The following is a 24667-nucleotide window of genomic DNA, read 5'->3' on the forward strand; positions in this document are numbered from 1 at the left end:
CGTAAACAATGTCTTCGTTACACACTAACTTCCATGAAAAGTTGAACGCAAGTTCTCTCCGGATAATCCCCGAGGCCGCTGCAGAGCCTCCTTCAGCGCGGTCCAGCCGGGTTCTGATCATCGTCGACCGCAAGGAAGACTGGGCCTCGTACCTCCACAGCGAGGACATGCTGACGGCGCGGGAATATCTGGAAGCCTCCCGCCAGTTCGAAGCAGGGAAACGCTTCCAGGTCATCAACTTGTGCCGCCACTATAAATATCTCGGCCACGGTTATTATTGTTCGCTGCTCGCCGAAGCACGTGGCCACAAGGTCATTCCTTCCGTGCGCACCATCAGCGAATTGGCGAAGAAATCCCTCTACGGCCTGGCTCTGGACGGCCTGGAAAGATCCCTGGAAAAAGCCCTCGCCCAGCATCCCTGCTCCAGCACCGACGGCTTCACCCTGCGCCTGTATTTCGGCCGCACCGACCTCGAACCGCTGCAACCCATCGCCCGCCAACTGTTCGAGGTCTTCCCCTGCCCCATTCTGCTGGTGGACTTCCGCCGCACCGACGCCTGGCACATCGCGGGAATCCGCCCCGGCGCGCTGCACAAGCTGCGCGATAACCAGGAGGACCAGTTCGCCGATGCCCTGGACCGCTTCAGCCGCCGTGTCTGGCGCCAGCCCAACTCGCGGCGCCTGGCGCGTTACGACCTGGCCATCCTGCACAACCCGGCGGAAAGCCTGCCGCCTTCCAACGCCGGCGCACTGGAGAGTTTCGTCCGCGTCGGCCGGCAGTTGGGCATCGACGTGGAGCTGATCGAGAAGAAAGATTACCCGCGCCTCGCCGAGTACGACGCGTTGCTGATCCGCGAGACCACCAGCGTCGACGACCACACCTACTGCTTCGCCAAAAAGGCCGAGAGCGAGGGGTTGATCGTGATGGACGACCCGGCCTCGATTCTGCGCTGCACCAACAAGGTCTATCTCAGCGACCTGCTGCGCAGCCACGGCCTGGGCATGCCGGCCACGGAAATCCTCTACAAGGACGACCCGCAGGAACTGGAGCGCATCGGCGCGCGGCTGGGCTTCCCGCTGGTTCTGAAGATCCCCGACGGCTGCTTCTCCCGTGGCGTCTACAAGGTCGAGGACGCCCAGCAACTGCACAGCGTCAGCGCCGAGCTGTTCGAGCACTCGGTGCTGCTGCTCGCCCAGGAATACCTTTACACCGAGTTCGACTGGCGCATCGGCATCCTCAATCGCCAGCCGGTGTTCGCTTGCCAGTACTTCATGTCCCGCGGGCACTGGCAGATAGTCGAGCACAAGGCCGGCGGCGAGGCGATCGGCGAGTGCCGCACGCTGCCGGTGGAAAGCGCGCCGCCCGCCGTCGTGGAGCTGGCACTGAAGACTGCCAACCTGATCGGCGACGGCCTTTACGGCGTCGACCTGAAGGAGGTGGACGGCGAAGTGGTGGTCATCGAAGTGAACGACAACCCCAACCTCGACGCCGGTATCGAGGATGCCTGCCTCAAGGACGACCTTTACCGCCGGGTGCTGGAGGAGTTCATCCGCCGCCTGGAGCTCAAGCGCCACGGCCAGGCGCTCTGAGCGAACCGCCCAAGGAGAATCCTATGGAAGCCACGCATATCGGCCTGACCATCCTGATCGCCATCGTCGTGTTCGGCACCGCGATCAACTACTTCGACCACCGCATGAAGCCACGCGAGGTGCGCGAAGAGGCCAGGCACAAGACTCAGCCAAAGCGCACGCAGTAGATCGGCGGCAGGTGGACGGACAGGCACTGCCAGTGGTCCCCGCCGTTCTCCGACAGCCACAGGCCACCGGTGGTGGAACCCATCGCCAGGCAGGCGCCGTCATCATCGATGGCCAGGCCGTGGCGATAGACCAGGTCGAAGGCGGCGCCCTCGGGCAGGCCACCGTCCAGTACTTCGAAGCTGGCGCCGCCGTCGCGCGTGCGGGTAACGACGAAGCGGGCATCCACCGGAATCCGGCACACATCCTTCACCGCCGGGACGAACCACGCCGTCTCCGGCCGTGTCGGGTGGACGGCGACGGCAAAACCGAAACTCGAGGGTTGGACCGGTACGTCGCTCCAGCGCGAGCCGCCGTCGATGGAGGTGAAGATGCCGTTGTGATGCTGCACCCAGAGGCGATCCGGTTGCGCCGGGCAATGCACCAGGCGGTGTGGATCCTGGATGGCGCCCTCTTCACGCAGCTCCGGCGGCATGTAGTCGGCGTACATGCCGGCGGTGCTCAGGCGCCAGCTGGCGCCGCCGTCAACGCTCTGCCAGACGCCGCCGCAGGACACCGCGACGGTCAGGTGCTGGCTGTCCCGCGGGTCGACGCTGACCGAGTGAATGCCCGGCCAGTCATAGCCGCCGCCCATCCAGCGCGAGCGCTCGGGCACATCCCAGAGCGGGCGGTTCAACTCCCAGCTGTCGCCGCCGTCGTTGCTGCGGAACAGGCCGCCGGGAATGGTGCCGGCCCAGAGCACGCCGGGCTCGGCAGCGCCACCGGTTTCCAGGCACCAGATCTGTTGCAGGGTCCAGGGCGCGGGCGGCGCTCCCCCTTCCGCGGGTTCGGGCAGCGGGTCGGGTTGCGGCGGATAGGTCGGCACGGCGACTTCCAGCCAAGCTTCACCGGCGCGTTGGCGCCAGAGCTTGCAGCCAAAGTGGCCGAGGTTGAGCGCGGCGTAGAGGGCGTCATCGCGCGGGTCGGCCAGCACGGTGTTGAGCGGTTCGCCGATGAAGTCACGGCGGCTTTCCTGCCAACCGTCCGCGCCACGCTGGAAGGTGAACAACCCCTTGCGGGTCGCCACCAGCAGTCGATCATCCATTGTGCTCTCCTGAATTACCGCCGGTTCTCATCCACCGCTCAAGGCCTGCACCACGTAGACCTCGCTGTCCGCCGCCAGCGCATCGCTGAGGCGGGCGCGGTCCCGCAGGCGCAGCCCATCAATGAAAATCGTCAGGTGCCGGCGCAATCCGCCCTGGTCATCCAGCAGGTAGCCGCGCAGCTTCGGCGCCTCGGCGAACACCGTTTCCAACGCGCCGGACAAGGTGTCCGCCGTCAGCTCGCGCTCAGCGATGGGAACGTGACGCTGGATCGACGGGGCGAAGGCGATACGGCACATGGGCGAACTCGCAACGGGCGCTGACTGCACCAGTCTAGGGCAGGTGTGGCGGGTGTTCCGAGCGCTTCGACGGGATGCGCCATGGCCACCGGAGAGGCTCTGGAACGGCCTTCGTAGCGGTCCTTCCCCGGCATTCAGTTTCGATAAAACGAAACCAAACGTCGTGAAAATCACATTTAACAAACCCATCCGCCGTGCGAGTCTCCGGGAATCGTCAGCCATAACCTTCGACATGCATCTGCTCGTTTCGCCCGCATCGCTGGAACCCGTCGCCGCCCGCAAGGCCGGCAGCGCTGTCCGCCTGCCGCGCAAACATGCCCGCTGGCTCGAACTGCAACCGCTGACCCTGCCTCTTGAACTGGCCTTCTGGGCGCTCTGGCACTGCCGCCACGCCCGTCCACCGGACAGCACCTCTCGCTGATCGGGCGTCATCGCCCGGATTCACTCGACGGAACTACGCTCAGGACTGGCCATACGCCGTTCTCGAACAAGACGTAGCCCGTTGTATCGCTTGCCTGCCTTCAATCCTGCGCCCGTCGGCGCGGCCCTGGCCTGCAGGTCGTCAGCGCATCCGCGTGGATGCTAACGAGAGCCCCATGAATTTCGCCTCCGTGCAAGAAGCCCAGTATTTCCTGGCCCAGAACCCCGATATCGAGATGGTCGAGCTGTTCATCCTCGACGCCAACGGCGTGCCGCGCGGCAAGCTGCTGCACCGCGAGGAACTGCTCGCCGTGTACCAGTCCGGCCGGCCGCTGCCCAGCACCATCCTCGGTCTCACCGTGCACGGCGAGGACGTGGAGGATTCCGGGCTGGTCTGGGACGTGGGCGACATCGACTGCCGCGCCTACCCGTTGGCCGGCAGCCTGGTGCGCCTGCCCTGGCGACAGATTCCCACGGCGGCGGTGCAGGTCAGCATGCACCCCGAGGAAGGCAAGCCGGCGGACATCGCCGATCCGCGCCACGTGCTGCTGCGCGTGATCGACGGCCTCAAGGCCGATGGCTTCCACCCGGTGATGGCCTGCGAGCTGGAGTTCTACCTGCTGGACGCCAAGCGCGATGCCAATGGCCGCCCGCAACCGGCGCTGGACGCCGACGGCGGTCGCCCGCGCGCCACGCAGGTTTATGGCCTGCGTGAGCTGGAGCAGATCGAGCCGTTCCTAGCCGACCTCTATGCCGCGTGCAAGGCCCAGGGCATTCCGGCCCGCACGGCGATTTCCGAATACGCGCCGGGCCAGGTGGAGATCACCCTGGAGCACGGCGATGCGCTGGTCGCCATGGACCAGGCCGTGCGCTACAAGCGCCTGGTGAAAGGCGTGGCGCACAAGCACGGCATGCAGGCCTGCTTCATGGCCAAGCCGTTCGACGACCTCGCCGGCACCGGCATGCACATGCACGTGTCCCTGGCCGACGCCGAGGGCAACAACCTGTTCGCCAGCGAAGACCCCGCCGGCACTCCGCTGCTGCGCCAGTCCGTGGGCGGCATGCTGAAAAGCCTCCTCGACTCGCTGCTGCTGTTCTGCCCCAACGCCAACTCCTACCGCCGCTTCCAGGCCAACAGCTACGCACCGCTGGCGCCGACCTGGGGCTGCGATAACCGCACCGTCAGCCTGCGCGTGCCCGGCGGCCCGGCCTACACCCGGCACGTCGAGCACCGCATCTGCGGCGCCGACGCCAACCCGTACCTGGCTGCCGCCGCGATCCTCGCGGGTATTCACCGCGGCATTCGCGAGGCGATCGATCCGGGTGCGCCGGTGGAAGGCAACGGCTACGCCCAGGCCAAGGAACTGCTGCCCACCGACTGGCTCACCTCGCTGCGCGCGCTGGAACGCTCCAGCTGGGCGCGTGACGCGCTGGGGCACGAATTCCTCGGCGTCTACCTGAAGGTCAAGCAGGCCGAGTACCGCCAGTTCATGGGCGAGGTCGGCGAGCAGGACTGGCGCTGGTATCTGACGCAGGCGTGAAAGCATCGTGCAACTGCTTGCAAGCCCCTCTCCCCAGCCCTCTCCCTGAAGGGAGAGGGCTAGGAAGAGGGAAAGGAACAACAAGGGAAACACAAAAATGAACGCTGCACTGAACCCCGCCACTCCCGCCCCCGAGCGCGCGAAGTCCTATTATTCCGCGAGCCTCAACGAAGAGACCCGCTACCCCACGCTGCAGGGCGAGGTGAACGTCGACATCGCCATCATCGGCGGCGGCTTCACCGGTGTTGCTACTGCCGTGGAGCTGGCCGAGCGTGGCTACAAGGTCGCCATCGTCGAGACCAACAAGGTCGGCTGGGGCGCCAGCGGGCGCAACGGCGGGCAGGTCACCGGCAGCCTCTCCGGCGACTCCGCCATGGAAAAACAGATGCGCCAGTGGCTGGGCGACGACGTCGACGACTTCATCTGGCACCTGCGCTGGCGCGGCCACGAGATCATCAAGAGCCGCGTGGAGAAATACGGCATCCAGTGCGACCTGAAGTTCGGCCACCTGCACGCGGCGATGAAGCCGTCGCACATGGACGAACTGAAGGCCACCTTCGATGACGCCAAGCGCCGTGGCATGGGCGACGAGATCAGCCTGCTGGACGGCGCCGGTGTGCGCGCGCACCTGGAAAGCGACCTCTACTGCGGCGCGATCAAGAACACCCGCAACATGCACCTGCACCCGCTCAACCTGTGCATCGGCGAGGCCAAGGCCGCCGCCAGCCTGGGCGCGCTGATCTTCGAGCACTCCGAAGTGCTGGACATCATCCACGGCCCGCGCCCGGCGGTGGTCACCTCGGGCGGACGGATCAACGCCGCGCAGGTGATGCTGGCCGGCGACGTCTACCACAAGCTCGAGCGCAAGCAACTCAAGGGCATGATCTTCCCGGCCATGGGCGGCATCGTCACCACCAAGCCGCTGGGCGAACTGGCCAAGCGCATCAACCCGCAGGACCTGGCCGTCTACGACTGCCGCTTCGTGCTCGACTACTACCGCATGACCGGCGACGGCCGCCTGCTGTTCGGCGGCGGCGCCAACTACTCGGGCCGCGACTCCCGCGACATCGCCGGCGAACTGCGCCCGTGCATCGAGCGCACCTTCCCGGCGCTCAAGGGCGTGGACATCGAGTTCCAGTGGAGCTGCGCCATGGGCATCGTGATGAACCGCATCCCGCAGCTGGGCAAGCTGTCGGAGAACGTCTGGTACTGCCAGGGCTACTCCGGCCACGGCGTGGCGACCACCCACATCATGGGCGAGATCATGGCCACGGCGATGACCGGCGACCTGGAGAAGTTCGACACCTTCGCCCAGTGCAAGCACATCCGCGTGCCCATGGGCGACGTGTTCGGCAACCCGATGCTGGCGGCGGGCATGTGGTACTACCAGATGATGGAAAAGCTGCGCTAACGGCCAGATCAGAAGTCGAGCTGTAGGAGCAACTGTCTTCTTCAGGTCAGTCCGCGCCTGTGATTCCCCCTCACCCCAGCCCTCTCCCTTAGGGAGAGGGGGCAGATTGTGCCGGCTGAGGCCATGGTTTCATCCTGCGCCGAACGGTCCCCTCTCCCTCTGGGAGAGGGTTAGGGTGAGGGCGGCCCCTGCGCCGAGGTCATCCCGTAGGAGCGGCAAGACCGGGGTTGCCGTTGCGCGCGAACGGCTCTTTGTAGGAGCGAGCTTGCTCGCGAACCCGCCCCGCCGCGAAACCCGTTCGCGAGTTTTGTAGGGCGAATAACGCGCCAGCGTTATCCGCCGAAGGAGCAGCGGCGGATAACCTGTTCCAGGTTACTCGCCCTACGGTCTGGCTCCGGCGCTCCTGGGGTGCGCGAAACGCGCCGCAACACCCACCCTCTCCGCCCGTACCCGCAGCCACTCGACACCACCGCCCCGCTCAGGGATAAAGGTTCCACTTCGCGCACTTGGAGTGAGCCATGCGTTTCCCCTCGATGACCGCCCTGCGCGTGCTGGACGCCGTCGCCCGCCTGGGCAGCCTGTCCGGCGCGGCCAGCGAGCTGAGCCTGACCCGCAGCGCCGTCAGCCACCAGTTGCACAGCCTCGAAGACTGCCTGGGCATCCCGCTCACCGAACGGGTTGGCCGCGGCATTGCGCTGACCTACCACGGCGAATGCTTCGCCCGCGAAACCCAGCGCGCCCTGGCGATCCTCAACGAGGCGCGGCGCTTCGCCAACGCCGAGGAGGTCTCCGGCCGCCTGTGCGTGAGCTGCACGCCGGGCTTTGCCACCTACTGGCTGTGCCACCAGATCGGCAAGTTCCAGCGCGCCCACCCGCAGGTGGAGCTGAACCTGGTCTCGCCCCGCGTCCCCGACGATGTCAGCGACCGTGACGTCGACCTGTTCATCGCCTACGGCGTGGGCGACTGGCAGGACCTGCACGTGGACCTGATCGCCACCCTGGACACCTTCCCGGTGTGCAGCCCGTCGCTGATCAACTCCGTCGGCGGCCTCGACTCGCCGGAAGACCTGGCCAGCCTGCCGTTCCTGCACATGGTCGATCACTCCGACTGGCTGCTGTGGACCGCCGCCGCCGGGGTGAAGAACCTCAATGTGCGCAACGGCATCGTCTTCTCCGACGCGCACCTGGTGCAGTCGGCGGCCATCGCCGGGCAAGGCGTGGCCATGGGCGATGCGCTGGTCAGCGGCGACGCCATGGCCAAGGGGCAGTTGGTGCGCCTGTTCAACGTCGCCATCGAGCCGCCCAACCGCTACTACTTCGTCACCGACCCGGCCAAGTCCGAACGCCCCGACGTACGGGCCTTCAAGGCGTGGATGAAGGCCGAGCTGCGGATGTCCGAGCAGTTCCGTCAGAATGCGCGCCATGCGCTGATTGGTGAGTGATTTCGAACAATGAGGGCAAAAAAACGCGATTGAAGCGAAGAGAGATTTGACAATACTGCGTTAAAAAAAGGCCGCTGATTTTTACCTGATCCTCACCCGGCGGCTGCTCGAACAAGAACAAGAAATCGAGGTAAGTGCAGTGGAGCGACAGCCCCAACTCCGTGCCATCGGCATCGGCAAGAGCTACGGAAGTTTCAACGCGCTGGATGGCGTGAACATCGACGTCCAGCAGGGTGAGTTCCTCACTCTCCTCGGCCCGTCGGGCTCCGGCAAGACCACCTTCCTGATGATCCTCGCCGGCTTCCAGGACCCATCCCGCGGTCGTCTGGAGGAAGGCGGAGCCGACATCACCAAGCGCCCTGCCGAGAAGCGCAACTTCGGCATGGTCTTCCAGGGCTACGCCCTGTTCCCGCACATGAGCATCGAGGACAACGTCGCCTTCCCGCTGAAGATCCGCGGCGTGAAGGCTGAGGAACGCAACCGCCGCGTGCGCCACATGCTCGAAGTGGTCGGCCTCGGCGAACACCTGGGCAAGCGCCCCGGCGAGCTCTCCGGCGGCCAGCAGCAACGCGTGGCCATCGCCCGCGCCCTGGTCTTCGAACCAGACATGCTGCTGCTCGACGAACCGCTCTCCGCCCTCGACAAGAACCTGCGCGAGCAACTGCAGGCCGAACTGCAACGCATCCACCGCCAGGTCGGTACCACCTTCGTCTTCGTCACCCACGACCAGAACGAAGCTCTCGCGCTGTCCACCCGCATCGCCATCTTCAACCGTGGCCAACTGGCCCAGGTCGATGCTCCGGAAATCATCTACAACCAGCCGAACAACCGCTTCGTCGCCGAGTTCCTCGGCAAGATGAACCTCTTCCCGCTCAGCCAGGTGGGCCGCGCCGGCGAGCTGGCCTGCGGACGCTTCGGTGAGGCCGAACTGCGCGCCAGCTACTCCCCCGCCCTGCAGGCCGACGCGCCGCTGCTGGCGGTACGCCCGGAGCACATGCAGCTGCACAGCGCACCGCCAGAGGTGAACGGCCACAACGTGGTGCAGGCCGTGCTGACCGCCAAGACCTACCAGGGCGCCAGCACCGAGCTGTGCCTGGGTGCGGGCACCGAAGGCAAGTTGCCGATGAGCCTGGCCGTGCACGCCGACCATCAGGCCTCGCGCCTGGAGCACGGTTCGAAGGTCTGGCTGAGCTGGCCCATCGAGAAAAGCCTGCTGCTGGCCTGAGCCGCCGCACGCGTTCGTCCCCTAATTCGCCATCCCACCTAATCGGGAGCTGCACCCATGTTCAATCCTCACCAGCAAGACTGCATCGAAGTCCTCATCGAAAAGACCCGCCGCGGGCAGATCGACCGCCGCACCTTCCTCAAGGGCATGGGCCTGATGGCCGCCCTGCCGCTGGCCCTGCGCAGCGGCGTGAGCTTCGCCGCCGGCGACAAGCCGCTGGTGGTGGTGAACTGGGGCGGCGACGCGATCAAGGCATTCGGCAAGGCCTGGACCGAGGGCTTCTCCAAAGCCACCGGCATCCCCACCAAGATCGACGGCAGCGGCCCTACCGAGGGCGCCATCCGCACCCAGCTGTCCAGCGGCCGGGTGAGCTGGGACGTGGTCGACGCGGAGAGCTCGGTCCTGCAGATACTCGGCAAGGAAGGCCTGGTGCAGCCGATCGACTACAACGTCGTGTCCAAGGACAAGGTGCTGCCCGGCTTCGCCTACGAGTACGGCATCGCCGACTACATGCTCAGCTACGTGATCGCCTACGACAGCGAGCGTTTCGGCGACAAGGCACCCAAGACCTGGGCTGACTTCTGGGACGTGAAGACCTTCCCCGGCAAGCGCACCCTCTACAAGTGGATGAACGGCATGCTGGAGGCCGCGCTGCTGGCCGACGGCGTGACCCCGGACAAGCTCTACCCGCTGGACGTGCCGCGTGCCCTGAAGAAGATCGAGGAGCTCAAGCCCCATGTGCTGTCCTTCTGGGGCTCGGGGGCGGAAACCCAGCAGCTGCTGATCGAGGGCGAAGTGTCCATGGGCGCGATCTGGAACACCCGCGCTCAGGTCATCACCGACGACAGCGAAGGCCGCATCAAGTGGACCTTCGACAACGCCCTGCTGGGCTGCAGCAACTGGGGCGTGCTCAAGGGCAACCCGGCCGGCACCGAGGCGGCGATGAAGTTCATTGCCTACGCCCAGGACCCGCAGACCCAGGTCGAACTGTTCAAGATGTTCGGCAACGGCCCGGCCAACCCCGCCGCCGCCGCGTTGATCCCTGACGACCGCAAGCACCTCAACTGCACGGACCCGGCGAACCTGCCCAAGCAGATCATGCTCAGCCACGAGTGGTACACCGACCACTACGGGGCAACCCTGGAGCAGTACCTGACCCACATTTCCAAGTGACGCGGAGCGCAGGTCATGGCCGATAACGCCCCCTCGCGGCTCAAGCTGGGCGCCCTGCTGCTGCCGCTGCCGATCGTCCTGTTCGTGTTCTACGTACTGCCCTTCCTCGGCGTGCTCGGCTGGAGCGTGACCCTGCCGGAGCCCGGGATCGAGCAGTACCAGCGGATCATGACGGACCCGGCGATCCACGACGTGCTCTGGCGGACCTTCCGCCTGTGCACCACGGTCAGCGTGATCTCCCTGGTGATCGCCTACCTGATGGCCTACTGCTGGGTCTACAGCCCGCCGTTCTGGCAGCGCGTGGTGGAAATCTGCGTGTTCATCCCGTTCTGGCTGTCGGTGCTGGTGCGTGCCTTCGGCTGGCTGATTGCCCTGCGCAGCAACGGTTTGCTCAACGACTGGCTGCAATACCTGGGCATCACCAGCGAGCCCTTGCAACTCACGCGCAACGAGCTGGGCGTGGTGATCGGCATGGTCCACTTCATGGTGCCCTTCGCGCTGTTCCCGCTGGTCTCGACCATGCGCCGCCTCGACCCGCGCGTGCTGCTCGCCGCGCGCGGCCTGGGCGCCGGGCAGATGCGCACCTTCTGGAGCATCTTCGTGCCGCAGACCGTTCCGGGCATCCTTGGCGCCTTCATCATCGTCTTCGTGTTCTGCCTGGGCTTCTTCATCACCCCGGCGATCCTCGGCGGTGGGCAGACGGTGATGGTGGCCGAGTACGTCTACCTGCAGATGTTCCAGACCAGCAACTGGGGCCTGGGCGCGGCGCTTTCGGTGGTGCTGCTGGCGCTGGTGAGCGGGATGATCTGGGCGCTGCTGCGCATGACCCGCGTCGACAAGCTGGTCGGCTGAAGAACGAGGGCCTGTGGTCGTTTCGCGACGACCGCGACGGAGGCCCATTTGGCGCAGGGCAAGGCGCGAGGAGAGAGGTTTGGTGATCCAAATGAACGACGAGCAACGCGGCTCTGCGCCAAATGGGCACCGTCCCTCCGGGTTGCGCGGCAAATCGCGCCATGCTGCGTTGCAGGACTTGCCAAGGGAATAACCATTACCTGCGTCCCGCGCCTTGCCTGGCGCAATTTGACGCGGCAACGCGGCTCGCCGCGAAACGACAACAGGCCCTCATGATGAACGCACACGAAACCAAAGCCCCCAGCCGCCTGCTGGCGACCATGGCGATGATCTTCATGATCTTCCCGCTGCTGGCGGTGATCCCGGTGTCCTTCACCAGCAAGCGTTTCCTGTCGATGCCCAACGGCAACTGGTCGCTGCGGCATTACCACGCGCTGCTGGACAGCCCGGAATGGCTCTCGGCGATCAGCCAGAGCCTGATCGTCGCCACCGCCACCTGCATCATTGCGACCGCGCTGGCGGTGAGCTTCAGCCTCGGCATCTGGTACCTGCGCTCGCGCCTGGCGACCCTGCTGATCGGCCTGGTGCTGCTGCCCATGGCGATCCCGCCGATGATCTCGGCGATGGTCCTGTACTTCATGGAGACCAAGGTCAGCCAGTTCGCCCCCGGCCTGGGCTACGACACCCTGTTCGGGCTGACCATCGCCCACATCGTGATGGTGGTGCCCTACGGCGTGGTGACCATGCTGGTGGCGCTCAGCCAGCTGGATCGGCGCATCGAGCTGGCCGCGCGCAACCTCGGCGCGAGCCTGGGCCAGACCACCTTCATGGTGGTGCTGCCGAACCTCAAGCTGGGCGTGGCGAGCACGGCGCTGCTGTGCTTTGCCCTGAGCTGGGAGGAGATCGCGGTGACCCTGTTCGTCACCAGTACCGAGGTGAACACGTTGCCGCGGCAGATCTGGTCCGGCCTGCGCGACAACATCGACCCGGCGGTAGCGGCGATTTCGGTGGTGCTGATCGCCCTCACCTTCGTCGCGCTGATCGGGCGGATGATCGCCCAGAAGATTGCCGCACGCCCGGTAGGAAGCTGAAGCCTTTCCCTGTGGGAGCGAGCTTGCTCGCGAACAAATCCCCTGGCAGCTCCGGCGCCGGGCGCTTCGCGAGCAAGCTCACTCCCACAGAAAAGCGCTATCGCCGGTGACTCTGCGGCTGAAATTCAACGTCGGGCGCAGCGGCCACTCCCTGCAACAACCGCGCGGCGTAAAGACATCGCGGACGAAGTCCGCTCCCATGCGCGTCCGGATATCGGCAGCGCGATCACTCCGCCTTCTTGCGAATCCAGTACAGGTAGGTCCCCGCCTCTTCCTGCTGCTCCACCAGCTCGTGGCCGAGGAAGACGCAGAACTTGGGAATGTCACGGCGCGTGGAAGGGTCGGTGGCAATCACCTTGAGCAGCCCGCCGGCCGGCAGGTCGCGCACCTTGTTGTGCAACATCATGACCGGCTCGGGGCAGTTCAGGCCGGTGGCGTCGAGAATCGCATCGACTGGCTGGGACATCGGGTAACTCCAGAAAAACCAATGGCGTATTGTCGCGCAAAGCGCACCGTGCGGTCACCTCGCGTCCGTCCGGGTCACCCAACCTTGGTTGGGGGTGGGCGCTACGGGCGCCGGGCATGCTGGCGCACCTGCCTGACCTGCCTGGAGTCCCGATGCGCGCCCTCCTCTGCCTGTGCCTCGCCCTGCTCGCCGGCTGCGCCGCCCGCGACCAGGTTCCGGACTTCAGCGCCAGCCGCGGCCAGGACCTGCCGGCCACCTGGTTCGAAGCGGTCATCGTCGCGCGCGACGGCACCCGGCTCTCCGCCACGGTCTTCCAGCCCGCGCTGAAGGCCGGCGAAACGGCCCCGCTGATCGTCCACACCCACGGCTGGGGCGGCTGGCGGGTGACCGGGCCGGAGGGTTACTACGGCAAGAACATGATGTCCGGCCGCGCCGCCTTGCGCGCCTGGAAGGCCGGTTTCTGGGTGGTCAGCTACGACCAGCGTGGCTGGGGCGGCAGCGACGGGCGCATCGAGATGATGAACCCGCAGTTCGAGGTCCAGGATGCCAGCGCAGTGATCGACTGGGCCGCCACGCACCTGGCACGACTGACCATGGACGGCCCTAACGACCCGCGCGTCGGCATGCTCGGCGAAAGCTATGGCGGCGCCGTGCAGTTGCTGGCCTCGGCGGAAGACCCGCGCATCGAAGCCATCGTGCCCATCGCCACCTGGTACGACCTGGCCGACGCCCTGGCGCCGGACGGCCAGCTGAAGATCGGCTGGGGCGGCGTGCTGGTCAGCCTGGGCCTCGCTACCGGCTACGACCTGGGCAAGTTCGTCCAGGCCGACTACCTGCACACCACCGGCGGGCGCATGGCGGAGCCGGTAAAGGCCGAGCTGCACGCCAACAGCCTCGCCAGCTACTGCGCGGCCGGCCGCCTGCCCCACGCCGACGCCCTGCTGATCCAGGGTCTGCGCGACACCCTGTTCCCGCTGGACCAGGGCCTGCAGATCCGCCAGTGCCTGAAACAGGGCCCGGCGGACGTGCGCCTGCTCGGCATGCAGGGCGGCCACATCCTGCCGCCGCCCATGCAAGCCTGGAGCGGATTGCCGCCGTTCAACAACGAGCCGGTGATCCATTGCGGCTCGCGGGCGATCAATCTCTATACCGGCATCCTCGCCTGGTACGAGGAAAAGCTGCGCAAGCGCCCTGGCGCCGCCGACGGCGTGCCGGACCTGTGCATCAGCCTCGACCTGGACCAGGGAGTGGCACTGGACGACTTGCCTCCGCCGGGCGTAACCGTCGCGCTGCCGGCCACGGCGATCCGGCCGGCATTGAGTGGCCTGGTTCAGCCTTCGACGTTCATCCCCTTGCAGCGCGTAAGCGAAACCAGCGCCTTGCTGGGCAGCGCCGAAGTGCGCCTGGATCAACCGCTGGCGGAACGCCCGGACGCACAGGTTTTTGCGGCGCTGGCGATCCGCAGCGCCGATGGCCGCACGCAGCGCCTGGATGAACAGGTGAAACCCCTGGCGAACCAGGGCAGCACGCGCCTCAACGCCGTCAGCGCCAGCCTTGCGCCGGGGGACGAGGTCGGCCTGCTGGTGAGCGGTTTCAGCGACCAGTACCTGTTCAACAGTTCCTGGCGCATCGCACCGGTAGAGTTGCGGGGCGAGGTGCAGCTGCCGAGCCTGGTGCCGCTGCAACCTCGTATGGCTGGTTCCCCGTAGAAGCAACAGCCTCACGCCCCAACTCAATCCGTGCGCGCGTTTTCCCCTCACCCCAGCCCTCTCCCGGAGGGAGAGGGCGCCTCCCGTGCCGGCTGACGCAGAGTTTTCATCCTGCACCGAATGATCCCCTCTCCCCCTGGAAGAGGGTTAGGGTGAGGGCCGGGCCAAGTGCAGAACTATCCGATCGGCGTTCGGTGGAGTCCACGATTCGCGAGCAAGCTCGCTCCTACAAAGAGCGAGTCAGAACCAACCTGCAGGGCCGAGGGGGACACCCAGTCCTTGCTCGCGAACAGAGCCACACCAACGCTTCCCGGCGAATCGCCTAACGCAACGGCCCGTCCGGCGCTTCGTCCAGTTGCGCCAGCAGCATCGGCTGGCCATCGCCTTCGGCGGGCAGCAACGCCCACTGCTCCTTCTTGCCGAGGCGGCGATAGACCTGCTTCACCTGGCTGCCCAGCGGCAGCGGCGCCTTGAAATGTGCATCCAGGCGCACGTTCTCCGTCAGGCGGCGGCCGGTCAGGCTGCGCGCCAGGCCCCACATGCCGTGGGCGAAGGGTTTGCCGAAGCCGTAATGCGAGGCCATCAGGCGCGACAGGTGCAGCGGGTTGAAGTCACCACTCAGACCCGCGTAGCGCCAGCCGACGATCTTCGGCACGCGCCACTGCACGCCGGAGTGGACGGGCGCTTCCAGGGTGTGCCACTGGGCGCGCTCCGGCAGCGGGTCGGGTTCGGTCTGGGCATCGAGGAAATCGCCACGGCGCAGGTAGGTGGTGATCGACTGCCAATAGAGCATGTCGTGGTGCCAGGCCTCGGTGACCACATCCACTTCCAGCCCCAGCTCGCTACGCCGGCTGGTGAGGATGCGGCAGTCGAACTGCAGCGGTTCGTGCTCATCAAGCATGCGGTAGCGCTGGATATGGCTGCGCAGGTGGATCAGCCCCACGACCGACAGCGGCATGCGCGATCGGCTGAGCAGGCGCAGGTGCAGCGGCAGGCTGATGACCTGCGGATAGAGCAGCGGCACGCCCAGCGCCGGGTCGAGGCCGAAGTGCTGGCGGTAGGCGCGCAGGTGGCGCAGGTCGAATTTCAGGGTACGGCTGTCCATTGCCAGGTAGGGCACGCGCTCATCGCGGCCCAGGCCGCGGCGCGGCAGCAGCATACGGCTGTAACTGCCCAGCAGGGAGGGCAACTTTCGCTTCACGAAGGTCTCCGCAAGGATTCGCGCCGCCTAGCATGGGCAATGCCGGGCGGCGCGACAAGCCACCGAAGGTCGGGTGGCGCTACGGAGCCGTTCCGAGTCGCTAGCGCTCGCCCTTCTCGATGCGGCGCAGGTGGCAGGTCACTTCCTCACGATCGTGGTAAAGCTGCTTGCAGCCGATCTGCACTTTCAGCCCACGCTCGCGGAAGGATTCCTCCAGGCGGTCGAGGATGCGCCGCACCTCGGCATAACGCTGCTTCATCGGCAGCTTGAGGTTGACGATGGCCTCGCGGCACAGCCCCTCGCCGATCCAGGTCTCGATCATCGCTCCCGTGCGTGCGGGCTTCTCGACGATATCGCAGACCATCCAGTCCATGCGCTGGCGCGGGCGGAAGGCGTAACCGTCTACGCGCTGGTGCTCGACCAGCCCGGAGTACATCAGGTTCTCCGCCATCGGCCCGTTGTCCACGGCGACCACGCGCATCTCCCGGTTCACCAGCTGCCAGGTCCAGCCGCCGGGCGATGCGCCCAGGTCCACGGCGAGCATGTCCGGCGCCAGGCGGCGGTCCCAGTCGGCGCGGGGGATGAAGTGGTGCCAGGCTTCTTCCAGCTTGAGCGTCGAGCGGCTGGGCGCCTCGCGAGGGAACTTCAGGCGCGGAATGCCCATCGGCCACATGGCGCAGTTGCGTGCCTCGGCCACGCCGATAAAGGCCTCGCGGCCAGAGCGGAAGGTCAGCAGCAGGCGCGGCAGGCTGGGGTCTTCCACGAGCTTGCCGGCTTTCACCAGGGCCGCGCGCAGGGGCTTCTCGAACTTGCGGCAGAAGGTCGAAAGCTCCTTGCCGTCGTTGGTGTCGAACACCTCCAGCCAGAGGCTGCCGCACTGCGGGAAGCCGGCCAGGGCCTCGAGGATCGCACCAATGCGGTCCTGCTCCGGCAGAGTGGTGAAGCCCGTGCCTCGCGCCCACTGGCGCGGGAAGATCAGCTCGGGGAAGCGCAGTTGGCGCATCAGGCGCTCGGCGCCATCGGCATCCATGCAGATAAATTCGGCGTAGGCTGTAGCCGGTTTGGCGCGAGCGTAGCCGGGAATGTCCAGGCGCGCAGCGTGCTCGGACAGCTCGGCGCAGACCTCATTCTCGAAGCCCGGCCGGCAGTGCAGTAACAGGGTATTCATCGGGGTGTCTCCTCGGCCGCGCACTATAGAGGCTGCCCACGAAGGTTTCATGCTGATTTACAGGAATGGTCCCACAGACAGAGCCATTTGTTCTGAACCCGTTCGCCAAGCGAACGGTCCAGAACAGATGGCAACACCCCGTCGGACGGTCTAGCTTGAGTGTTCTGGCCTAACCGCCCAGAAGACTGCCCGATGATTGCCCTGCATGGCGAAATTTGCCGCCAATCGCGCTTTTTCTGCGATGGATCAGCTCGGTTGAACGCACTTTCGCCAAGTATCGCTAGCGCACCCGACATCAGCCGTGCCTGACGATCACGAGCAGAATCCAAGCCTGAGGAGAATGTCATGCCCGCAGTGGATAGCCTGAACAGCCTGCGTACCCTGGAGGTCGCCGGCAAGACCTATCACTATTACAGCCTGCCTGAAGCGGCGAAGAGTCTCGGCGACCTGGGCAAACTGCCCATGTCCCTGAAAGTCCTGCTGGAAAACCTGTTGCGCTGGGAGGACGGCAATACCGTCACCGGCGATGACCTCAAAGCCCTGGCCGGCTGGCTGAAGACCCGCAGCTCCGAGCGCGAGATCCAGTACCGCCCCGCCCGCGTGCTGATGCAGGACTTCACCGGCGTGCCGGCGGTGGTCGACCTGGCCGCCATGCGCGACGCCATGGCCAAGGCCGGCGGTGATCCGCAGAAGATCAACCCGCTGTCGCCGGTCGACCTGGTCATCGACCACTCGGTGATGGTCGACAAGTTCGCCAGCCAGTCAGCCTTCGCGCAGAACGTCGAGATCGAGATGGAGCGCAACGGCGAGCGCTACGCCTTCCTGCGCTGGGGCCAGAACGCCTTCGACAACTTCCGCGTGGTGCCGCCGGGCACCGGCATCTGCCACCAGGTCAACCTGGAATACCTGGGACGCACGGTGTGGACCAAGGACGAGGACGGCCGCACCTACGCCTTCCCCGACACACTGGTCGGCACCGATTCGCACACCACCATGATCAACGGCCTCGGCGTGCTCGGCTGGGGCGTCGGCGGCATCGAGGCAGAAGCGGCCATGCTCGGCCAGCCAGTGTCGATGCTGATTCCCGAGGTGATCGGCTTCAAGCTCACCGGCAAGCTGAAGGAAGGCATCACCGCCACCGACCTGGTGCTGACCGTCACCCAGATGCTGCGCAAGAAAGGTGTTGTCGGAAAATTCGTCGAATTCTATGGCGACGGCCTCGCCGACCTGCCGCTGGCGGACCGCGCCACCATCGCCAACATGGCCCCGGAGTACGGCGCCACCTGCGGTTTCTTCCCGGTAGACGAGATCACCCTGGGCTACCTGCGCCTGTCCGGCCGCCCGGACGATGCCGTCAAGCTGGTGGAGGCCTACAGCAAGGCCCAGGGCCTGTGGCGCGAGAAAGGCCACGAGCCGGTCTTCACCGACAGCCTGCAACTGGACATGGGCGAAGTCGAAGCCAGCCTCGCCGGGCCGAAGCGCCCGCAGGACCGCGTCGCCCTCGGCCATGTCGGCCAGGCGTTCGATGACTTCCTCGGCCTGCAGATCAAGCCCGTGCCCAGCGAAGAAGGTCGCCTGCTCAATGAAGGTGGCGGCGGTGCGGCCGTGGGCGCCTCCATTGCGGCCGGCGAGACCGATTACCAGCACGACGGCCAGACCCATCGCCTGAAGAACGGCGCCGTGGTAATCGCCGCCATCACTTCCTGCACCAACACCTCCAATCCCAGCGTCATGATGGCCGCCGGCCTGCTGGCGAAGAAGGCGCTGGAGAAAGGCCTGCAGCGCAAGCCCTGGGTGAAGAGCTCGCTCGCACCCGGCTCGAAAGTGGTGACCGACTACTTCCGCGCCGCCGGCCTGACCCGCTACCTGGACGAACTGGGCTTCGACCTAGTGGGTTACGGCTGCACCACCTGCATCGGCAACTCGGGGCCGCTGCTGGAGCCCATCGAGAAGGCGGTACAGCAGGCCGACCTGACCGTCGCCTCGGTGCTTTCCGGCAACCGCAACTTCGAAGGCCGCGTCCATCCGCTGGTGAAAACCAACTGGCTGGCCTCGCCGCCGCTGGTGGTCGCCTACGCCCTGGCCGGTACCGTGCGCACCGACCTGACCAGGGACCCACTGGGCACCGGCAAGGACGGTCAGCCGGTCTATCTGAAGGACATCTGGCCAACCCAGCAGGAAATCGCTGACGCCGTACAGAAAGTCGATACGGCGATGTTCCACAAGGAATACGCCGAAGTCTTCCAGGGCGATGAGAAATGGCGCGCGATCCAGGTGCCGGACGCCAAGACCTACGTCTGGCAGAACGACTCCACCTACATCCAGCATCCGCCCTTCTTCGAGCACATCGCCGACGCGCCACCGAAAGTCGAGGACATCAAAGGCGCCAACATCCTTGCGGTGCTGGGCGACTCGGTAACCACCGACCACATCTCCCCCGCCGGCAACATCAAGAAGGACAGCCCGGCCGGCCGCTACCTCAGCGAGCACGGCGTGGCCTACGCCGATTTCAACTCCTACGGATCGCGCCGTGGGAACCATGAAGTGATGATGCGCGGCACCTTCGCCAATATCCGCATCAAGAACGAGATGCTCGGTGGCGAGGAAGGTGGCAACACCCTCTACGTACCCACCGGCGACAAGCTGGCGATCTACGATGCCGCGATGCGCTACCAGCAGGACGGCACGCCGCTGGTGATCGTCGCCGGCAAGGAATACGGCACCGGCTCCTCCCGTGACTGGGCAGCCAAGGGCACCAACCTGCTGGGGGTAAAGGCAGTGATCGCCGAAAGCTTCGAGCGCATCCACCGCTCCAACCTGGTGGGCATGGGCGTGTTGCCGCTGCAGTTCAAGGACGGCGAGGACCGCAAGGCGCTCAAGCTGACCGGCAAGGAAGTGCTGAGCATCAGCGGCCTGTCCGGCGAGCTGAAGCCGCACATGAACCTAAAGGTCGCGGTGCAGCGCGAGGACGGCAGCCAGGACAGCTTCGAGGTGCTCTGCCGGATCGATACCCAGAACGAAGTCGAGTACTTCAAGGCCGGCGGCATCCTTCACTACGTGCTGCGCAGCCTGATCTGAGGCATGGCGGCGGCCTGCAACAGGCCGCCGCCTCCTTCTTTGGTTTCATTTCGGTGACCAGTGGCGATAGGCTATCGTCCATATCCTGGCGTCACTCTTCTGACTTTTTTCTGTGACAGCCATCAAATTTTCGATCTGGCGGCCGATAAGCTGGACAGACGTACCATTTTCGACTTTGCCCGAGATCCCAGCCTGATGCGCAACAACCAGCCGATCACCCAGCGTGAATGCTCCTTCCCCGCCGAACAGCGGCTGATCTCCACCACCGATGCCCGCGGCGTGATCGGTTACGCCAATGAAGCTTTTACCGCCATCAGCGGATTCTCCCGCGAGGAACTGGTCGGCGCACCGCACAACCTGGTGCGCCACCCGGACGTTCCGTCCGCCGTGTTCGCGCACATGTGGACCACCCTGAAAAAGGGCCGCCCGTGGATGGGCATCGTCAAGAATCGCTGCAAGAACGGCGACCACTACTGGGTCAGCGCCTACGTCACGCCCATCTATGAGCGCAACGAGATCGTCGGTTACGAGTCGGTGCGGGTGAAACCCACCGCCGAACAGGTGCGCCGTGCCGAGGCGCTGTATGCACGGATCAATGCCGGAAAGTCGGCCATTCCCACCCGCGACCGCTGGCTGCCGGTGCTGCTGGACTGGCTGCCGTTCATCCTGATCGGCCAGATCGGCTTCCTCATCGGCGTCTGGCTGAATTCTCACTGGGGCTTCCTGCTGGCCGCCCTGCTGTCGATCCCGCTCGGCCTCATCGGCCTTGGCTGGCAGCAGCGCGGCCTCAAGCGCCTGCTGCGCCTGGCCGAGCAGACCACTTCCGACCCGCTGATCGCACAGATGTACACCGACAGCCGTGGCGCACAGGCGCGCCTGGAAATGTCCATTCTCAGCCAGGAAGCACGCCTGAAGACCTGTCTGACTCGTCTGCAGGACACCGCTGAAACCCTCACCGAGCAGGCCCGCGAAGCCGACTCGCTGGCCCACCACAGTTCCGCCGGCCTCGACCGCCAGCGTCAGGAGACCGAGCAGGTGGCCACCGCCGTCAACCAGATGGCCGCTACCACCCAGGAAGTGGCCGACAACGTGCAGCGCACGGCCGATGCCACCCGCCAGGCCAACGATCTGACCACTGAGGGCCGGCAGATCGCCGCCGAGACCCGCGAGGCCATGCAGCGTCTCTCCAACTCCGTGGGTGAAACCGGTGAAGCGGTCAGTCAGCTGGCCCGCGACAGCGAGCAGATAGGCGGTGTGGTGGACGTGATCAAGGGCATCGCCGACCAGACCAACCTGCTGGCACTCAATGCCGCCATCGAGGCAGCCCGTGCTGGCGAGATGGGCCGCGGCTTTGCCGTGGTCGCCGACGAAGTCCGTTCGCTGGCCCAGCGCACCGCCGAGTCCACCGGGCAGATTCACCAGTTGATCGCCAACCTGCAGAACACCGCCACCGAAGCCGTGCGCGCCATGGAGTCCGGTCGCCGCCAGGCCGACGAAGGCGTGGACCGCGTGTTGCAGGCGGACAACGCGCTAGTGGGCATCAGCGATGCGGTGGCGAACATCACCGAGATGACTACCCAGATCGCCGCCGCCGCGGAAGAACAGAGCGCCGTGGCCGAGGAGATCAACCGCAACATCAGCACCATCGCCAACCTCGCCGACCAGACGTCCGGCGAAGCCCAGCGCACCGCCCTGCTCAGCGAGGAGCTGACGCAGACCGCACAACGCCAGTACTCGCTGGTGGAGCGGTTCAACCGCTGAGCCTTGACAGGCTCCCTGCCGGAGCGCGCCAGGCGCGAGATCGCTGGCGCGCCCGTTCCTGCAGAGGCATCTGTCAGCTACTTGAAGTCCCACTGCATCTGAGCCGGGATGCTGACATCTCGCGAGGAATGCACGCACACGCCCACGTAGTCGGTGAAGCGCGGCGGCGCGGCGATGCCTTCGTCGAGCAGACGCTGGTTGTCGAACAGGTAGTTGAGGTCGGCGAAGCCGCTGTACAGGCGCAGTGCACGCAGCACAAGGCGCGGGTTGGCCTTGCCGATTCGACTCTCGAAGCTGCCGGCCAGCTCGCGCAGATCCTCCGAACTGACCTTCCGGTAGCGGTCCCCCACTGGGGTCTCGCCACGGGCGTCGGCGTAGGCCTGGTCGATTTCGCCGAAGGTGCAGGCAGAGCCGTGTCCGGCGGAGACGTGGTAGAGGTTGTGGCTCAGTTGCGGCTTGAGCGCCAGGGTGACCAGTGCCTCGGCGCAGTAGTCCACCGGGATCACATCGATCTGCTCGTCCAGGCCGCAGGTAAAACTCTCCAGGGCGAACCCCATGCGGAACACCCAGAAGATGCTGCCCGAGGCGCGGCAGCCCAGTTCGCGATGCCCGACCACGATGGACGGCCGCGCCACCACCAGCGGTAACTGCGGCAGTTCTTCGCGCATGCGCCGTTCGATCTCGGCCTTGGAGGCGGTGTAGTCCACCAGTTGTTCTTCGCTGTCGGGGAAGTCCCAGGATTCGCGCACCGGCGACTCGCGCTGCGGCCCGCAGCACATGGCCGTCCCTACATGCAGGAAGCGCTTGAGGTTGCGGGACTGGCTGAGCAGTCTGGCGAAGGCGAAGGTGCCTTCGACATTCACCGGCCAGATGCTCGGGTTCTTCGAAAACGAGGCGACGGCGGCACAATTGATCACCTGCTCCACGCGCATCAGACGTGCGCGTTCGCCCTGCATCCAGGCGGTGTCGAGCAGATCGCCGCAAAGGATCTGGTGGTCCTGCAGGCGCTCCAGGGCAGCCTCTGGCACGCAGTGCAGCCGCAGGTTGTCGCGCAGGCGCTCCAGGCCCTGGGCTGGGGTTCTGGCACGCACCAGAAACAGCAGCGCCTCGTTCTGGCCGTCGGCAATCAGGTGCGCGGCAACGGAGCCGCCGAGGAAACCGGTGGCGCCAGTCAGCAGCAGACTGTGCGCGACACCTGGGGTGAAACGCGGGGCGTGGGTGGCAATGCGATCGGCAAATTCGGTGTTCATGGCAGCCTTCGGCCTGTCCTCTGGAAGCGGGTTGCCGGCTCCTGGAAGCCGGCGGAGGCGAGGATAGAAGGGATTGCCTTAAGGAGCGGTTACGACGCGAGGAACTCTGCTATTCGCTCGGCGGTAGTCTCCAGATGCTGGTCATGGGTCAGCCCGGAGACCTTGAGTGGCTTGAGATCATGGTCGGCCGCCGCCAGCCAGTGCAGCTGGATCGCCGGCGACAACGCGTAGCGTTCGACCGTGGCACGGTCGCCCAATGCATCGCGTTCGCCCTGGACGATCAGGGTCGGCGTCGTCAGTTCGGCGAGGTGGGCCACGCGCGGTTTTTCCGGCTTGCCGGCGGCATAGAACGGATAGCCCAGGCAGACCAGCGCGTCGGCGCCCAGTTCGTCCGCCAACAGGCTGGCCATGCGCCCGCCCATGGATTTGCCGCCAATCGCCAGCTTGCCTGCTGCTTCGGCGCGAACCTGCGCGTATACCCGCCGCCAGCATTCCAGCAAGTGCTTCTGCGGATTGGGCGGACGCCGCCGGCCGTCCTCGCGGCGCATGGCCATATAGGGGAACTCGAAGCGCACGACAGAGATACCCCGTTCGGCCAGCCGCGCGGCGATGTCGCCCATGAACGGGCTGTCCATCGGCGCACCCGCGCCGTGGGCCAGAACCAGCGTAGCCGACAGTTCGCGCCGTGCCGGGTTCCGCAGCAGCGACAAAGGACCGCAGGCGCCCGCGACAGAGGTCTCAGGCGGCAATTGATCCGAATCAATATTCCTCGACGGGCCTTTATCCATCCTTCACTCCGCTAATTCCGAATTAGTACCTATCCCAAGGGGGAGGGGCGGCGTAAGCCGTAAAAAACCTGCCGGGATGGGCATAGCCCATAACCGTGGATGGAAGCCCATAAATGAGCACAACCAATCAGACCGCTTATAACTATAAGGTGGTCCGCCAGTTCGCCATTATGACAGTGGTGTGGGGGATCGTCGGCATGGCCGTCGGTGTCCTGATCGCCGCTCAATTGGTGTGGCCGGACCTTAACCTCGGCTTACCGTGGACGAGCTTCGGGCGCCTGCGCCCGCTGCATACCAATGCGGTGATCTTCGCCTTCGGCGGCTGCGCACTGTTCGCCACCAGCTACTACTCGGTGCAGCGCACCTGCCAGACCCGCCTGTTCGCAGGTCCGCTCGCTTCCTTCACCTTCTGGGGTTGGCAGCTGGTGATCCTGTTGGCGGCCATTACCCTGCCACTGGGTTACACCTCTTCCAAGGAGTACGCCGAGCTGGAGTGGCCGATCGACATTTTGATCACCATCGTCTGGGTTTCCTACGCGATCGTCTTCTTCGGCACGCTGATGAAGCGCAAGACCAAGCACATCTACGTGGGCAACTGGTTCTTCGGCGCCTTCATCCTGACCGTGGCGATCCTGCACGTGGTCAACAACCTGGAAATCCCGGTCAGCCTGACCAAGTCCTATTCCCTGTACTCGGGCGCCACCGACGCGATGATCCAGTGGTGGTACGGCCACAACGCCGTGGGCTTCTTCCTGACCGCGGGCTTCCTGGGGATGATGTACTACTTCGTTCCGAAGCAGGCCGAGCGTCCGGTCTATTCCTATCGCCTGTCCATCGTGCACTTCTGGGCGCTGATCGCCGTCTACATCTGGGCCGGCCCGCACCACCTGCACTACACCGCGCTGCCGGACTGGGCGCAGTCGCTGGGCATGGTGATGTCCCTGATCCTGCTGGCG

General features: G+C 65.7%; 21 protein-coding genes. 14 read left to right on the forward strand and 7 right to left on the reverse strand.

Annotated features, from left to right (window positions below; translation table 11 throughout):
- The first annotated feature begins 8 nt into the window (after positions 1-8).
- Entirely contained in the window at positions 9-1589 is a 1581-nt protein-coding gene (locus tag A9513_RS34175; protein WP_065086646.1) for a RimK family protein, read from the forward strand.
- Between the two features lie 23 nt (positions 1590-1612).
- The gene (locus A9513_RS36270; protein ID WP_169889017.1) at positions 1613-1756 is read left to right on the forward strand and encodes a hypothetical protein; all 144 of its coding nucleotides are present in this window, start codon (positions 1613-1615) and stop codon (positions 1754-1756) included.
- Here the strand turns inward: A9513_RS36270 and A9513_RS34180 are convergent.
- Together A9513_RS34180 and A9513_RS34185 are read right to left on the reverse strand one after the other, a co-directional pair.
- A complete protein-coding gene (locus A9513_RS34180; protein ID WP_065086647.1) occupies positions 1735-2838 on the reverse strand; it encodes a sialidase in 1104 nt (367 codons plus the stop codon). The genes A9513_RS36270 and A9513_RS34180 overlap by 22 nt on opposite strands.
- A gap of 27 nt (positions 2839-2865) precedes the next feature.
- On the reverse strand, positions 2866-3135 hold the full coding sequence (locus A9513_RS34185) for a MoaD/ThiS family protein (RefSeq protein ID WP_024763536.1): 270 nt from the start codon (positions 3133-3135) through the stop codon (positions 2866-2868).
- 232 nt (positions 3136-3367) lie between these two features.
- Between A9513_RS34185 and A9513_RS34190 the strand changes: the two genes are divergently transcribed.
- The 8 genes from A9513_RS34190 (at position 3368) to A9513_RS34225 (ending at position 12290) form a co-directional block, all read left to right on the forward strand.
- On the forward strand, positions 3368-3556 hold the full coding sequence (locus A9513_RS34190; protein ID WP_024763537.1) for a hypothetical protein: 189 nt from the start codon (positions 3368-3370) through the stop codon (positions 3554-3556).
- A gap of 175 nt (positions 3557-3731) precedes the next feature.
- Positions 3732-5096 (forward strand): glutamine synthetase family protein, encoded by a 1365-nt coding sequence (locus A9513_RS34195; protein WP_065086648.1) that lies wholly within the window; start codon positions 3732-3734, stop codon positions 5094-5096.
- Positions 5097-5193: 97 nt separating this feature from the next.
- Complete coding sequence (locus tag A9513_RS34200) at positions 5194-6507, forward strand: FAD-binding oxidoreductase (RefSeq protein ID WP_024763539.1); 1314 nt, start codon at positions 5194-5196, stop codon at positions 6505-6507.
- A 518-nt stretch (positions 6508-7025) separates the two neighbouring features.
- A complete protein-coding gene (locus A9513_RS34205; protein ID WP_037018793.1) occupies positions 7026-7949 on the forward strand; it encodes a LysR substrate-binding domain-containing protein in 924 nt (307 codons plus the stop codon).
- Positions 7950-8088: 139 nt separating this feature from the next.
- Entirely contained in the window at positions 8089-9174 is a 1086-nt protein-coding gene (locus tag A9513_RS34210; protein ID WP_065086649.1) for an ABC transporter ATP-binding protein, read from the forward strand.
- Positions 9175-9231: 57 nt separating this feature from the next.
- The gene (locus A9513_RS34215; RefSeq protein WP_024763541.1) at positions 9232-10347 is read left to right on the forward strand and encodes an ABC transporter substrate-binding protein; all 1116 of its coding nucleotides are present in this window, start codon (positions 9232-9234) and stop codon (positions 10345-10347) included.
- A 15-nt stretch (positions 10348-10362) separates the two neighbouring features.
- Entirely contained in the window at positions 10363-11199 is an 837-nt protein-coding gene (locus tag A9513_RS34220; protein WP_065086650.1) for an ABC transporter permease, read from the forward strand.
- A 275-nt stretch (positions 11200-11474) separates the two neighbouring features.
- Complete coding sequence (locus A9513_RS34225) at positions 11475-12290, forward strand: ABC transporter permease (RefSeq protein ID WP_024763543.1); 816 nt, start codon at positions 11475-11477, stop codon at positions 12288-12290.
- Positions 12291-12516: 226 nt separating this feature from the next.
- Here the strand turns inward: A9513_RS34225 and tusA are convergent, their stop codons facing one another.
- Complete coding sequence (tusA, locus tag A9513_RS34230; protein ID WP_015477744.1) at positions 12517-12756, reverse strand: sulfurtransferase TusA; 240 nt, start codon at positions 12754-12756, stop codon at positions 12517-12519.
- Positions 12757-12908: 152 nt separating this feature from the next.
- On the opposite strand from tusA, the gene A9513_RS34235 reads away from it, so the two are divergent.
- Positions 12909-14465, forward strand: a complete 1557-nt coding sequence (locus A9513_RS34235; RefSeq protein ID WP_065086651.1) for an alpha/beta hydrolase — start codon at positions 12909-12911, stop codon at positions 14463-14465.
- Between the two features lie 322 nt (positions 14466-14787).
- On the opposite strand, the gene A9513_RS34240 is transcribed toward A9513_RS34235, so the two are convergent.
- A complete protein-coding gene (locus A9513_RS34240) occupies positions 14788-15666 on the reverse strand; it encodes a MaoC family dehydratase (protein ID WP_024763545.1) in 879 nt (292 codons plus the stop codon).
- Between the two features lie 100 nt (positions 15667-15766).
- Positions 15767-16834: a 23S rRNA (cytidine(2498)-2'-O)-methyltransferase RlmM gene (gene rlmM / locus A9513_RS34245; protein ID WP_065086652.1), complete on the reverse strand. Its 1068-nt coding sequence runs from the start codon at positions 16832-16834 to the stop codon at positions 15767-15769.
- 345 nt (positions 16835-17179) lie between these two features.
- Here rlmM and acnA point away from each other — a divergent pair, with 345 nt between their 5' ends.
- Both acnA and A9513_RS34255 read left to right on the forward strand, forming a co-directional pair.
- The gene (gene acnA / locus A9513_RS34250) at positions 17180-19912 is read left to right on the forward strand and encodes an aconitate hydratase AcnA (RefSeq protein WP_065086653.1); all 2733 of its coding nucleotides are present in this window, start codon (positions 17180-17182) and stop codon (positions 19910-19912) included.
- A 195-nt stretch (positions 19913-20107) separates the two neighbouring features.
- Positions 20108-21673, forward strand: coding sequence for a PAS domain-containing methyl-accepting chemotaxis protein (locus A9513_RS34255; RefSeq protein ID WP_024763548.1), 1566 nt, complete (start codon positions 20108-20110; stop codon positions 21671-21673).
- A 77-nt stretch (positions 21674-21750) separates the two neighbouring features.
- Here the strand turns inward: A9513_RS34255 and cprA are convergent, their stop codons facing one another.
- Both cprA and A9513_RS34265 read right to left on the reverse strand, forming a co-directional pair.
- Positions 21751-22923, reverse strand: coding sequence for a cationic peptide resistance protein CprA (gene cprA / locus A9513_RS34260; protein ID WP_240157970.1), 1173 nt, complete (start codon positions 22921-22923; stop codon positions 21751-21753).
- An 89-nt stretch (positions 22924-23012) separates the two neighbouring features.
- On the reverse strand, positions 23013-23711 hold the full coding sequence (locus A9513_RS34265; protein ID WP_141678575.1) for an alpha/beta family hydrolase: 699 nt from the start codon (positions 23709-23711) through the stop codon (positions 23013-23015).
- Between the two features lie 113 nt (positions 23712-23824).
- Here A9513_RS34265 and A9513_RS34270 point away from each other — a divergent pair.
- Positions 23825-24667, forward strand: an 843-nt coding sequence (locus A9513_RS34270) for a cbb3-type cytochrome c oxidase subunit I (protein WP_176707304.1), incomplete at its 3' end; no start/stop codon positions are given.

Origin of the sequence: Pseudomonas sp. AU12215 (assembly GCF_001675465.2) — a bacterium.
Taxonomy (GTDB): domain Bacteria; phylum Pseudomonadota; class Gammaproteobacteria; order Pseudomonadales; family Pseudomonadaceae; genus Pseudomonas; species Pseudomonas nitroreducens.